General features: G+C 60.9%; 13 protein-coding genes. 8 read left to right on the top strand and 5 right to left on the bottom strand.

What is annotated here, in order from left to right; genetic code table 11:
- Positions 1–76 precede the first annotated feature (76 nt).
- From AEP_RS04505 to AEP_RS04475, 7 genes are all read left to right on the top strand, one after another.
- Positions 77–1,039, top strand: a complete 963-nt coding sequence (locus tag AEP_RS04505; protein ID WP_087494282.1) for a Bug family tripartite tricarboxylate transporter substrate binding protein — start codon at positions 77–79, stop codon at positions 1,037–1,039.
- The gene (locus AEP_RS04500) at positions 1,036–1,545 is read left to right on the top strand and encodes a tripartite tricarboxylate transporter TctB family protein (RefSeq protein WP_087494281.1); all 510 of its coding nucleotides are present in this window, start codon (positions 1,036–1,038) and stop codon (positions 1,543–1,545) included. Before AEP_RS04505 ends, AEP_RS04500 begins: the two co-directional genes overlap by 4 nt.
- A complete protein-coding gene (locus AEP_RS04495) occupies positions 1,545–3,041 on the top strand; it encodes a tripartite tricarboxylate transporter permease (RefSeq protein WP_087494280.1) in 1,497 nt (498 codons plus the stop codon). The genes AEP_RS04500 and AEP_RS04495 overlap by 1 nt, the downstream gene beginning before the upstream one ends.
- A gap of 207 nt (positions 3,042–3,248) precedes the next feature.
- Positions 3,249–3,977, top strand: a complete 729-nt coding sequence (gene modA / locus AEP_RS04490; protein WP_232459924.1) for a molybdate ABC transporter substrate-binding protein — start codon at positions 3,249–3,251, stop codon at positions 3,975–3,977.
- A gap of 9 nt (positions 3,978–3,986) precedes the next feature.
- Positions 3,987–4,679: a molybdate ABC transporter permease subunit gene (modB, locus tag AEP_RS04485; RefSeq protein WP_087494279.1), complete on the top strand. Its 693-nt coding sequence runs from the start codon at positions 3,987–3,989 to the stop codon at positions 4,677–4,679.
- Positions 4,676–5,770, top strand: a complete 1,095-nt coding sequence (gene modC / locus AEP_RS04480) for a molybdenum ABC transporter ATP-binding protein (protein WP_087494278.1) — start codon at positions 4,676–4,678, stop codon at positions 5,768–5,770. Before modB ends, modC begins: the two co-directional genes overlap by 4 nt.
- Positions 5,771–5,868: 98 nt before the next feature.
- A complete protein-coding gene (locus tag AEP_RS04475) occupies positions 5,869–7,497 on the top strand; it encodes a GGDEF domain-containing protein (RefSeq protein WP_087494277.1) in 1,629 nt (542 codons plus the stop codon).
- A 21-nt stretch (positions 7,498–7,518) separates the two neighbouring features.
- On the opposite strand, the gene AEP_RS04470 is transcribed toward AEP_RS04475, so the two are convergent.
- The 4 genes from AEP_RS04470 to AEP_RS04455 all read right to left on the bottom strand — a co-directional run bounded on the left by AEP_RS04470 (position 7,519) and on the right by AEP_RS04455 (position 9,987).
- Entirely contained in the window at positions 7,519–8,157 is a 639-nt protein-coding gene (locus AEP_RS04470) for a LysE family translocator (RefSeq protein ID WP_087494276.1), read from the bottom strand.
- Between the two features lie 15 nt (positions 8,158–8,172).
- Positions 8,173–8,385 carry a SlyX family protein gene (locus AEP_RS04465; protein WP_087494275.1) on the bottom strand — a complete coding sequence of 71 codons (213 nt, stop codon included), beginning with the start codon at positions 8,383–8,385 and terminating at the stop codon, positions 8,173–8,175.
- A 155-nt stretch (positions 8,386–8,540) separates the two neighbouring features.
- Positions 8,541–9,644: a ferrochelatase gene (gene hemH / locus AEP_RS04460; RefSeq protein WP_087494274.1), complete on the bottom strand. Its 1,104-nt coding sequence runs from the start codon at positions 9,642–9,644 to the stop codon at positions 8,541–8,543.
- Positions 9,645–9,672: 28 nt separating this feature from the next.
- Entirely contained in the window at positions 9,673–9,987 is a 315-nt protein-coding gene (locus AEP_RS04455) for a helix-turn-helix domain-containing protein (protein ID WP_087497178.1), read from the bottom strand.
- Between the two features lie 60 nt (positions 9,988–10,047).
- Between AEP_RS04455 and AEP_RS04450 the strand changes: the two genes are divergently transcribed.
- Positions 10,048–10,767 (top strand): HAD family hydrolase, encoded by a 720-nt coding sequence (locus tag AEP_RS04450; protein ID WP_232459923.1) that lies wholly within the window; start codon positions 10,048–10,050, stop codon positions 10,765–10,767.
- Positions 10,768–10,776: 9 nt separating this feature from the next.
- Here the strand turns inward: AEP_RS04450 and AEP_RS04445 are convergent, their stop codons facing one another.
- A complete protein-coding gene (locus AEP_RS04445) occupies positions 10,777–13,188 on the bottom strand; it encodes a penicillin acylase family protein (RefSeq protein WP_232459922.1) in 2,412 nt (803 codons plus the stop codon).
- Positions 13,189–13,250 lie beyond the last annotated feature (62 nt).

Raw genomic sequence — 13,250 nt, 5'->3', positions numbered from 1 at the left:
CCTAGGGTTTTTGGACAGCCGATTGACAGCCACGGCCCGCATCATAGGGCTTGCAATCAACCATAGGAGACTCCCCATGCGTCGCGATACCTTCCTCAAATCCATGGCCGTGATGGCCGCAGCCGGTGCCTTGCCCATGACGGCACGCGCAAGTGCCAACTTGAAAATGATGATTCCAGCCAACCCCGGTGGCGGTTGGGACGGTACAGGTCGCGCCTTGGGCAAAGCCCTGATTGACGCCAAATTGGCTGAAACCGTGCAGTACGACAACAAGGGTGGCGCTGCCGGCGTGATCGGTTTGGCGCAATTTGTGAACTCTGCCAAGGGCGACCCCAACGCACTGATGGTGATGGGCGCTGTGATGTTGGGCGGCATCATTACCGGCAAACCAGCGATTTCCCTGGACAAGGCAACTCCCATTGCCCGCCTGACCAGCGAATACAACGTGTTCGTGGTGCCTGCTGATTCCCCCTTCAAGACCATGAAGGACGTGGTCACCCAGATGCAAAAAGACCCCGGCAGCGTGAAGTGGGGCGGCGGTTCCCGCGGATCTACAGAGCACATCTGCGCGTCCATGCTGGCAACGAAGGTCAACGTGGACCCCAAGAAAGTCAACTACGTTGCCTTCCGTGGCGGCGGCGAAGCAACAGCAGCCATTTTGGGTGGCAACGTGTCGGTGGGTGGCAGCGGCTATAGCGAGTTTGCCGAATACATCACCGCCGGAAAGATGCGCGCGATTGGCGTGACATCCGAGAAGCGTTTGACCGGCATCAATGTGCCGACCATGCGTGAGCAGGGCTACGACGTGGTTCTGGGCAACTGGCGCGGTGTGTACGGCGCGCCCGGCATCACTCCTGAGCAACGCGCTGCATTGACAGACATGATCATCAAGGTCACCAAGAGCAAGGGCTGGGCCGAAGCGCTGGAGAAGAACGGCTGGATGCCAGCGGTGTTGACCGGCAAGGCGTTCGACGATTTTGTGGATAGCGATTTCGCCAGCTTGCGCGGCATCATGCACCTGTCCGGAATGTTGTCATGACCCCAGCGCTGAAAGCGCGGCAGGAAGCTGCCGTTGCATTCGGCGTTCTGCTCCTGGCCCTCGGGCTGGGGGCAGGCGCTTGGATCATTCCTTCCGAAGCCGGCTACGCCGGTATAGGGCCTGATTTTTTGCCTTGGGTTGTTTCGATCGCATTGTTTTTGTGTGGGGGCTCCCTGTTGCTGGAAGTCCGCAGAGGCGGCTTTCTCGACATGGACGATGAAGAGGACAGCCAACCTGCCTTTTGGCCGGGTTTCATCTGGATGTCTGTCGGCTTGCTCGTGAATGCAGCGCTGATCACCACCATCGGGTTTATCTTCAGTTGTACCTTGTGTTTTGTGTTTGCCGCGCGAGGCGCGCGCCTGGCACAAGGGCAGGCCGTAGGCGGATACCGGACCTGGGTGACCGACGCCGTAGTGGGCTTGCTGATCGCGACGCCGGTGTTTTGGATGTTTACCAAGTTTCTGGCCATCAATTTGCCAGGTTTGACGCAGGGTGGATGGCTCTAATGGAAATCTGGAATCAACTTCTTCAAGGGTTTGCGACGGCGGGTACGCCGGTGAACCTGCTTTGGGCCTTTGTAGGTTGTGCGCTCGGTACCGCAGTAGGCGTATTGCCTGGCATCGGTCCCGCCACGGCAGTAGCTATGCTGTTGCCGATTACCACTCAGGTTGAAGCGACTGCCTCCATGATCTTCTTCGCCGGTATTTACTACGGCGCGATGTATGGCGGCTCTACCACGTCGATTTTGCTGAATACCCCCGGCGAGACCTCCAGTATGGTGACCGCCATGGAGGGCAACAAGATGGCCAAGAGCGGGCGTGCGGGTGCTGCATTGGCAACTGCCGCGATCGGCTCGTTTGTGGCCGGCAGTATTGCGACTGTCGTGGTGACCTTGTTCGCGCCCTTGGTGGCTGAATATGCGGTCAAGCTCGGCCCGCCTGAGTACTTCTGCTTGATGTTGCTGGCTTTCACCACGGTGAGTGCCGTTCTGGGACAGAGCACCTTGAGAGGCCTCACGGCTCTGTTCCTCGGTTTGGCCATTGGCCTGATCGGCATGGACCAGATCACCGGCCAGGCGCGCTACACCGGCAACATGCCGGAGTTGCTGGACGGAATTGAAATCGTGCTGGTTGCGGTGGGTCTGTTCGCCGTGGCGGAGGCGTTGCACTTTGTATTGTTCGAAGGCAAGGTCGTTGAGACGGAAAACAAGTTGAGCCGTGTCACTATGACAGCCCTCGACTGGAAGCGCTCCATTCCGGCCTGGTTGCGGGGGGCCGCTATCGGTGCACCCTTCGGTTGCATCCCTGCCGGTGGAACAGAAATTCCGACCTTCCTGAGCTATGCCGCCGAGAAGAAACTGGCCAAGGGTGACAACCTGGCTGAGTTCGGCACCAAGGGCGCTATCGAGGGTGTTGCTGGTCCCGAAGCTGCCAACAATGCCACGGTGACCACCGCCTTGATTCCGTTGCTGACCTTGGGTATTCCGGTATCCAACACCACGGCTGTGTTGCTGGGTGCTTTCCAGAATTACGGGATTCAGCCCGGTCCGCAACTGTTCACCAGCTCGTCGGCTTTGGTATGGGCACTGATCGCCTCCTTGTTCATCGGTAACGTCATGTTGCTCGTGCTGAACCTGCCCATGGTGGGTTTGTGGGTGAAGTTGCTCAAAGTGCCCAAGGCCCAGTTGTACGCCGGCATTCTGATTTTTGCCACCGTGGGCACCTACGGCATGCGCCAAAGCGCGTTTGACTTGGTCTTGCTATACGCCGTGGGCGTGTTGGGCCTGGTGATGCGCCGCTTCAGCTTCCCGACCGCGCCGGTGATTGTGGGCATGATCCTGGGCCCCTTGGCAGAAGCGCAGCTGCGCAACGCCATGTCCATCGGTGAAGGCAGTGCCATGATCTTCTTGCAGCGTCCGATGTCGGTGTTTTTGCTGCTGGTGGTGTTGACCGTGTTGGTGTTGCCACGCGTGCTCAAACGCTTTCAGAGCAAGGCAGTCTGAAGGCTGTTAATGGCAAAGTAAGCTGCTGGCGCCCATCTGATGTGCGCGGACAGCTATCAAAATAGTAGCGATCAAACGGGGCATCTTAGTGCCCCGTTTTCTTTGGGCCTGAGCCATAGAGGCTTGATGCCGGCACCTTCGCAAGATGCGCTCGGCGGATGCTAATCTCTATCCATGGCAATGAAATGGAATTCAGCTTGGCTGCGCATGGCACTAACGACTGTGTGTTGCACCTGCAGCGTGGGCGCATACGCTGATACCGTGACGGTTGCGGTGGCTGCAAATTTCAGCAGCACGGCGCAGAAGATTGCATCGGATTTCTCGCGTGCATCAGGCCACGAGGTCAAGCTGGTGCCAGGTGCCACCGGCAAACTGTACGCACAAATCAAAAACGGTGCCCCCTTCCATGTGCTCCTTTCCGCGGATGATGAAACGCCTTCGCGATTGGTCAAAGAGGGCGCGGCGCTGGCCTCCAGCCAGTTCACCTATGCCATGGGACGTTTGGTGCTTTGGAGTGCGCAGACCGGCTTGGTGGACAACCAGGGACAGGTGCTGACCACCCCTTTCACGCGTTTGGCCATCGCCGACCCTAAATTGGCGCCTTATGGTGCTGCAGCGATGGAGGTGATTGCCAAACGGGGTCTGCTGCCGTCGGTGCAAACCCGCCTTGTGCAGGGGGAGAGCATCGCCCAGACCTACCAGTTTGTGGCAACAGGCAATGCACCGCTGGGCTTCGTTGCGCTGTCCCAGGTCATGCGCAATGGCCAGATAGATCAAGGCTCGGCCTGGCGCGTTCCCGCAGATTTACACCAGCCCTTGCGCCAGGATGCGGTGCTGCTGCAGTCCGGTATCGGCCAGGCTGCTGCGGTCGCATTTCTCGACTACTTGCGCAGCGACGCGGCCCGCAAGGCGATGCAAAGCGCCGGCTACGAATAGGTCCCCGTGATGCCCGGCTTCCCCCTGACTCTGGACGATGCGCATGCCATTTGGCTGACGCTCAAGCTGGCCACGGTCACGACAATCCTGCTACTGGTGTTGGCGACCCCTCTGGCCTGGTGGTTGGCCCGTTCCGGCTCTCGCTGGAGCGGCATGGTGGGGGCCGTGGTGGCTTTGCCGCTGGTGTTACCGCCCACAGTTCTGGGCTTTTATTTGCTGGTGAGCATGGGACCGCAGGGTTGGGTGGGGCAGTTCACGCAGTGGTTGGGTGTGGGTTTGTTGCCCTTTACGTTTGCCGGACTTGTCGTCGGTTCTGTGCTGTATTCGCTGCCCTTTGCAGTGCAGCCTCTGCAGAATGCGTTTGAGGCTTTGGGGGACCGTCCTTTGGAGGCGGCCGCCACACTGCGTGCTTCACCGTGGGATACGTTCTGGCATGTGGTGTTGCCTTTGTGCAAACCGGGTTTTCTGACTGCTGCGGTATTGAGCTTTGCGCATACGGTGGGGGAGTTCGGGGTGGTCATGATGTTGGGTGGCAATATTCCCGAATCCACCCGCGTGGTATCCACGCAAATTTACGGGCATGTGGAAGCGCTGGAATACACCCAGGCCCATTGGTTGTCCGGCGGCATGGTGGTGTTTTCCTTGGCCGTCCTCCTGCTGCTGGGCTGGCTCAATCCGCGCGGAAGCAGGTTGCGCACATGAACGCCATGCCTCACCGCATCGCGCTGCAGATGCACAAACCCGGCTTCCAACTGGATGTGGATGTGCAGCTGCCAGCCCAAGGCATCAGTGTTCTCTATGGGCCTTCCGGGTCGGGCAAGACTACGCTGTTGCGTTGTATTGCGGGCCTGGAGCGTGCCAGCCAGGCGAGGGTCCACATACAGGGTGATGCGTGGCAAGACGATGCCCATGGCATCTTTCTGCCGACCTGGAAGCGTCCACTGGGCTATGTGTTCCAGGAGGCCAGCCTGTTTGCCCATCTCGATGTGGCCGGCAACCTCGAATTTGCACGCCGCAGGGCCGCTCCGCCTCGCCAAGGCAGCCCGCTGCTGACTACAGAGTTCGCCGTACGTACCTTGGGGCTGGAGCATCTGCTGCATCGGCGGACCACTGAGCTTTCGGGCGGCGAACGCCAGCGCGTGGCCATTGCCCGGGCGCTGGCCACCAACCCGCAACTCTTGTTGCTCGATGAACCTCTCGCGTCGCTGGACGAGGCGCGCCGCCTCGAGGTTTTGCCCTGGCTGGAGCGCCTGCGGGATGAGTTGCAGATTCCCATGGTCTATGTGTCCCACGCTGCGGACGAAGTGATCCGGCTGGCCGATACTCTGGTGGTGCTCGAACGTGGCCGGGTGGGGGCTTGCGGCCCGCTGCAAGAGGTTCTGGCGCGCACCGAGCCCTTGATTCGCATGGGTGGCGATGTGTCCAGCCTGGTCGTGGGGCAAGTGGTGGGGCATGACAAAACATGGCACTTGACGGAAGTCCGCCTCACTGGTGGCAGTTTCTGGTTGCCGGATTCGGGTCTCGCAGTGTGGCAGACCGTGCGCCTGCGGGTGCTGGCGCGCGATGTCAGCGTTGCAACGCGAATGCCCACCGATATGAGCATTCAAAACGTGGTGTCTTGCACCGTGTCCGAAGTGTTATCTGACCAGCACCCCGCGCAAGCGCTGGTGCGGTTGGACTGCCAAGGCACACCCTTGTGGGCGCGCCTGACCCGGCGTGCCGTGGATCAGTTGGCTCTGCAGCCCGGTCAGTTTGTGTGGGCACAAGTAAAGGCAATGGCTTTAGTCCGCTAGCGCGCAGGTTGCAAACTCTGTGAATTTTCACCCGTTCGGGGGATGACAGTTCAGGCTCGCGGACCTACGCTGTACGGTTGACTGCTCACAGCCTTGTAATGTCCCCAACCGCTCCCATTCCGTTCGAAGCTCCGCACAATACCCTGCTGCACCAAGCGCAGGCGGCATTGCAACGCGGGGATGTGGATTACAGCCAAGCTTTGTCCAAAAGCGCCTTGTTGCATGCACAGCGGCGAAGCGATGCGGGTGGCCAAGCCAGAGCGTTGCTTTACCTCTCGCAGGGGGACAGGCAAATGTCCCGCATGCGGCGTGCGCGCGAGACGGCACAGCGCGCGGTCTACCTTTTCCAAACCGAGGGCGATGCCACCGGAGAGGCTGAAGCACTCACCACTTTGTCCCATGTGCTCAGCGTCATGGGCCATAGCGGCGAAGGCGTGGAAGCGGCTTTGTTGGCCATCAAACTTTGCGAGAATCGTGATCCGATCGGTGAAGCCCTGGCACGCAACTACTTGGGGGTGGCATATGCCCACAGCCAAAGTTTCGACAAGGCAGCTGAAGCCTTGCACCAGTCCATCCGGCTTCTGGAGGCTGAGGCGTTGTGGCCTGAATCCTGTTTGCCGCGCTTCCATTTGCGGGCGGCAGAGTTGCAGCGGTGTTTCTTTGACCGCTACTACCACGGCGCCTTTGTGACGCTGGAGCCGTTGCAAGCGACGCGAGACTTGCCTGAGCTCGCCACCTCTTCGGCCAGCAACGTACGTGCTTTGCAATGCCCCTACCGGAAAACCCGAGCGTTGTTGGAGTTGAGCTTCGGATTTGAGAGCTGTTGGTCCGGCGATCTGGAGGACGCTGCACGGCGCGCCGATGCCGTGTGCGCCAGCGTGGAGAAAGGCACGGACCAACCCTCTGTGCGATTGATGGAAATCTGGCTCCGGGCCGAGATCGCTTGGGCGCAGCAGGATTGGCTGAATGCCGAGTCCCATGCGCAGCGCTTGCAGCAGTTGGCTTTGCGGGCCGAAAACGAGCACCTTCGTGCAACCTCTCACTTGCTGTTGGCGCAGCTTTATTCGGCGCAAGCCAAAGATGCACTCGCGCAAACCCAGCTGCGTCTGTTGAAGATGCAAGAGACCCATCTTCGCAATGAAAGTCTGCACAGTCGGGAGGAACGGGTGGAGTGGCAGCTACGCGCCCGTGCCGTCCATGCGGCAAGCAGGCAACTCGAGCAGGAAGCGCGGCGTCTTGAACAACTGGCTTTGCAGGACGCGCTGACAGGTCTCTACAACCGTCGTCATCTGGAACAGATGGTGCCCGGCATTCTGGCGCGGGCACGCGAGAGGGGCCTTACTCCCGCCATGGCCTTTGTGGATGTGGATCACTTCAAGCGGGTGAACGACCGCTTTTCACACAGCGTGGGGGATGAGGTGCTAAAGGCTTTGGCCCACATTCTCAGCAGCTTTGTGCGGGAGGGCGATGTGCCGGTGCGCCTCGGCGGAGATGAATTTGTAGTGGTGTTCACCCATGTGGATGCCCACAGTGCGCAAGCCTTGGTCGCCCGCATTCACAAAGCGGTGAATGAATTCGATTGGGGCCATCTGCGCGATGGTCTGGAGGTAACCGCCAGTTGCGGATTGGCTCTGGCCCAGCCTCAAGACACTCTGGAGTCCTGGTTGCACCGCTGCGATTTGTCAATGTACGTAGAAAAAGACTCCCGGCATCAGGACTTGGCCTGAGGCCGTTCGCGTGCAGCGGGCTTAGCTTTTCGCAGCTGCCATAAGTGCGGCAAAGCCTACGAAAACGCCACCGGTCAGCCGGTTAAAGGCGCGCATAACGCTAGCGCGACGCAGGTAGTTGGCGAGCTTTTGTCCGCTGGCGGCATATATAAAGTACCAGGCCACTTCCACCACCGCAAAGGTGCTCAGCAAAATGCCGAACTGGGGTATTTGCGCGGCTTCGGGGTTTAAAAACTGTGGAAAGAATGCGGCTGCAAACAAAATGGCTTTGGGGTTGCTGGCTGCCACCAGGGCGCCTTGCCGGTATTGCGCCCAAAAACCGGTGGGGCCTGAAGTCACCGTGGCTGGCGCTGTCGAGCCCTCGGGCTGGTCCTGAACGGGGGAGCGCCAGCACTGCACACCCAGGTAGGCCAGGTAGGCGGCGCCCATCAAACGCAGGGCTTCAAACACCGCCGGAAACGCCTGCAACAGCGCCCCCAGTCCGGCCGCAGACAGGCTGAGCATCAACATCAAAGACGTCATGCAGCCCGCCATGTTGACGATGGCAGCGCGAATCCCGTCGCGCGCGCTGGTGCTCATGATCAACAGCATGTTGGGGCCGGGCGTGGCAGACACCACAAACGTCATCATGACAAACAACCACCAGGTGTGAAGCGACATGGGGAAACTCCTATTTCAATAATGCGGGGGCAACTCATCGCGCAGGTTGCGCGCGGTGCCGGGTTCGGGTGCTTGCTGCCGCAGGTGCGTGAGCTCACGGATGAGCAGATCGATCTGCCCCTGCTGGCGGATGATGATCTTGTCTAACTGGTCCAGCGTGTCTTCGAGGTAGCTCGCCTTGATCTCCAGATCGTTCAGGCGTTGTTCATTGCGGTCGTTCGGTTCCATGCAAGTATTGGACACCAAGTCAGGAAGCCTGCTGCGATTCACCTGAATGAATCGCTTTGCTCCTGATTTGATAGTGACTTGCGCTTACTCCACGGGCGCTATAGGCCAAAAATGCCTTAAATTTCCGGACTGGTGCACCCGGGCCATTTCCGCTTTTACTGCTTGGCTCCGAGTTCCAGCGCGGCCTTGCGTGCAAGCTCCCGCTCTACCGGGTCCTGCCGCTCCAGAGTGGGCCAGCCACTCAGGTGGGTTTCGGTGATCTTGCACAGGGCGGTGATCCACTCGGGGTCATCGTTCAGGCAGGGGATGTAATGGAACTCTTTGCCGCCTGCGTGCAAAAAGGCTTCGCGGGCTTCCATGTTGATTTCTTCCAGCGTCTCGAGGCAATCGCTGGTGAAGCCGGGGCAGATCACGTCCACACGCTCCACACCGGCTTTGCCCATCTCGATCAAGGTGGGCTCGGTGTAGGGCTCAAGCCATTTAGCGCGGCCGAGGCGGGACTGGAAGGTCACCTTGAACTCGTCCTTGCGCAGGCCCAGCGCCTCAGAAACCAGGCGCGCTGTCTTGAAGCATTCACAGTGGTAGATGTCGCCCAGGTGCAGGGTGCGCTCGGGCACGCCGTGAAAGCTCATCACCAGCTTGTCAGGGCGACCATGGGCCTTCCAGTGGCGCTGTACGCTGGCCGCCAAGGCGGCGATGTAGCCGGGGTGGTCGTGGTAGTGGTTCACAAAACGCAGCTCGGGAATGGAGCGGGTTTGCTGGCCCCAGGCGTACACCGCATCAAACACGCTGGCGGTGGTGGTGGCGCTGTACTGCGGATAGGCCGGCACGATGAGTACGCGGGTAAAGCCTTCCGCCTTCAGTGCGCTGAGCTGGGAGGGGATGTTGGTGCTGCCGTAGCGCATGGCCCAGCGCACTTTGACCTGATGGTTGCGCTGACCCAGCCAGCCTTGCAGCAGCTTGGCCTGCTTCTCAGTCCAGACCTTGAGGGGCGATCCTTCGGGCGTCCAGATGCTGGCGTATTTGGCTGCCGACTTGGCGGGCCGGAAACGCAGGATGATGCCGTGCAGGATAAGTAGCCATAGCAGGCGTGGAATCTCCACCACGCGGTGGTCGCTCAAAAACTCGGCCAGGTAGCGGCGCACGGCCGGGGTGGTGGGCTCATCCGGAGTGCCCAGGTTGCACAGCAGCACCGCGATGCGGGCTTCCTGGCCATGGGTGTAGGCGGGTTCTGGGGAAAAAGGGGAAGGGAGTGCCATGGGGGTGATTGTCCGGTAGCTGGGGTTTTCAGGCAGCGTCGGGGTTTTTGGCGGCGTCGGGTGCCTGGGGCTCTCTGGTCACCAGTTGCAAGGTGGGGTGCTGGCCGGTGAGCAGCAAAAACATGGCGAACACCGGTCCTTGCATGTTGCGATCATCGGTGGGGCTTTCCAGCGCCTGCCAGGTCCGCGACTGCACGCCACCCCGGCTGCCCGTTTGCAGCGAATAGCCCATCAGTTCGGCGGCCTGTGCTTGGTTCAGACCGGCGGCCAGCCGCGCGGCTTTGAGCTGTTCGCCGGAGGGAACCGGCATCGAAAGTGGAATCAACGGGGTTGTGGTGGGCATGGTGGGCAAAAGCGGGAAAGGCACAATGGGATGAATGACACTCCCTATAGTAGCCGCCTCATGCCTAGCCGCCACCTGCTGAACCTGAGCGATATCCGCGCCATCACCCTCGACCTGGACGACACCTTGTGGCCGGTCTGGCCCGCCATTCACCGGGCGGAAGACATTCTTCACCATTGGTTGTTGGCGCATGCGCCGCTCACTGCCGCGCTCTATGCCGACCCGCACCAGCGCCGCATCTTGCGGGCGGATACGGAGGCCCAGTGGGCCGACCACGCGCATGACCTGAGCGTGCTGCGGCGCGAGTCCATCCGCCTGGCCTTGCAGCGCGCGGGCGAGAACCCTGCGCTGGCGGAGCCGGCGTTCGAGGTGTTTTTCGATGCGCGCATGCAGGTCGAGTTGTTTGACGACGCCATTCCTCTGTTGGAGGCCATGTCTGAGCGCTGGCCGGTGGTGGCGGTGTCCAATGGCAATGCGGATGTGAATCGCGTGGGCATAGGGCAGTACTTTGCGGCCAGTGTGAGCGCGCGCGATGCGGGGGTGGGCAAGCCCGATCCGAAAATTTTCCACGCTGCCTGTGATGCAGTGGGCGTGCAGCCCTCGCAGGTGCTGCACATCGGCGACGACGCTGCACTCGACGTGCTGGGTGCCCTGGGCGTCGGCATGCAGACGGTGTGGGTGAACCGCGAAGAGCACGTCTGGACCTACGACCAGCACCCGCATGTCACCGTGGGCAGCCTGCAGGAACTGCAGGACTTGCTCAGCGGCGACCGTACTTAAGAACTCCCGTCAGCGCGCCGGCCGCAGCACCAAAGTGCTTTCGGTGTGGGCGGCGATGTCTGCTTCGTCCAGCCACATGCGCACGTATTCGCCCTTGGCGTATTTCTCCGCCTGGTCCGCGTAGTGTTTGTCGGGCCACACGCCGCTCTGGCCCAGCGGATTGATACCCACGGCTTTGCCGGCATCTGCAAAATCAATCACCCGCCGCGTAGAGGGCCCATAGGTCACCGCCCAAGGGGCAGGGCCGATGGAGCCTGACAGGTTGTTGGGAGTTTCGCGTCCGCCGGGTACCGGGAAAGGCCCCACGTTGAAGATCTTGTCCAGGGGCTTTTGGCGCCCCAGAGGGTGGCCGTGCGTGAGCGTGTGGGAAGAGCCCCACCGCCAATCGAGCAGGCTGGTGCCGTAGAGGCCTTGCAAATGCTTGAGCGTGTTGGACCAGGCAATGCGCACCGTCTCAAAATGGCTTTCTTTGGCGGATGTGCTTACGTCATCCCACCAAGGTGAATTCGGGTCCGCCACCAGAAGGGGCAAGGCAAAGTCCAGCGCACGGGACTGGCGCAGGTTCTCAAACTGCACCGGGCCCAGCTCATCGGCAAAGGCTGCTTTCGACAGCTCGTACATCATCTGGGTGAACAGGGTGGCGGCGATGCGGTCTTCGGTGTAGGCGCCATCCCATTTGGTCAGCGGCTCCATGAAGGCTTTGTCATTGGGGTCGGTGACCACCGCAGCCATCACGGGCAACAGGTTGCGCAGGATGCGCGGGCCGTAATTGTTGGTAACGTCCAGTTGCAGCTTGCGGGCCTCCGCGCTGTTCCACTTGACGTCCGGTGTTTTCAGCAGGGCGTCCAGGCGCTGGGCGCGGTCTGGCAGGTTGTAGTAGCCCGGCACCGGCACGCCGCTCTTGGGTTGGGGCTGGTGGTTGGCCGACATGATGTAGCCGCGCGCCGGGTTCTCCTCTTGCGGGTTGAACTGGAACGCGTAAAAACCGGGTTTTTGGTCTTCGCCCTTGGCGGCATCCAGGATAAAGGTGGGGTTCACCCCTTGCGGACGCTGGGGTAGCAGGCCGGCTGCCCACCAAGCGATGTCGCCTTTGGCATTGGCCCAAACAATGTTCAGGCCGGGCGCGTGGATCTTGCTGGCGGCGTTGCGGGCCTTCTCCAGCGTGTCGGCGCGGTTGAGTTCATAAAACGCTTGTTGCACCGGATTCTCGGTGACCAGAAAAGCCCACCACATCGAGATGGGAGTGGCGCCCAGGCTGTCTTTGAATGCGTCGTTGATGACCGGGCCATTCGGTGTGCTGCGCAGGCTGATGCGCACCGGAGGTTCTCCCTTGACCTGAATAAGTTCAGACCGGGTACCCATGTCGACCCACTGGCCTTGGTGCCAGACCTGCTGCGGGTTGTCGGGGTTGACTTTCTCAGCAATCAAATCGATGTCGTCGTTCTGGAACATGGTCAGGCTCCAGCCGAAATCCTGGTTGTGACCCAGGAGCGCCGTGGGGTTGAGCGCCTGAAAGTGGCCGAACAACTCAAACCCCGGACTGCTCAGGTGCGCCTCGTACCAGACGGCGGGCGCGGAGAAGGCAATGTGCGGGTCCCCCGCCAGCAGCGGGCTGCCGGACTCGGTACGCTTGCCTGAAATGGCCCAGGCATTGCTGCCCTCCAGAAGAGGAATGCCCCCCAGTTCGGTGGCTTGCAGACTCACCGCGGCGATGCGGTTCAGGCTGTTCCAGTCGCTGTCGCTCAGGCCTGCACTACCGGCAGTGAGTGGGGTGATCACCCCCTCGGGGTGCCAGTCAATGTCAAAGGCGCGCAGATAGTTGGGGCCCAATTTGTCACGGATAAAAGTCATCACCGGTTCATTGCGGAAGGCGGCGGCAAAGCTGTAGGCCAGGTAGCCCCCCACGGCATAGGTGTCTTCCGGGGTGAAGGGGTGCGGGGTGATACCCAGAAGGTCAAATTCTAGGGGAACGCGGTGCTTGTCCTGGTACTGATTGATGCCGTCCAGGTAGTTCAACAAGGCCTGGTTGGCCGGCGTGCTGCGGTCCATTGAGGCCACCACTTTTTTTGCGTGCTCGCGCAGGCCCAGCGTGCGGAACAGCTTGTCAACCTCCAGCAACTTGGGGCCCAGCACCTCGGCCAATTCGCCGTTGGCCAGGCGGCGCACCATCTCGAGCTGGAACAGGCGGTCCTGGGCGTGTACATAGCCTAGTGCGCGGTAGAGGTCGGCCTCGTTCTGGGCGCTGATGTGGGGCACGCCGCGCTCGTCATAACGCACCGTGACCTTGTTGCCCAGGTCAGTCAGCTCGATGACGCCGCTGCGTACCGGTTGTTTTTGGTACAGATACCACCCGCCCAAGCCGCCTGCGGCCAGCAGCAACAGGGCCAGCAGCAGGCCCACCAGTTTCAATGCCAGTTTCACAATCAGTCTCCAGATGCTGTGGCAGCCAGTCTAGCGCGCCAAGCTTTGCCCCCAGAAGAGGG

This window comes from Curvibacter sp. AEP1-3, assembly GCF_002163715.1.
Classification (GTDB): domain Bacteria; phylum Pseudomonadota; class Gammaproteobacteria; order Burkholderiales; family Burkholderiaceae_C; genus Allorhodoferax.
This window is presented reverse-complemented; position numbering and strand designations above follow the sequence as displayed.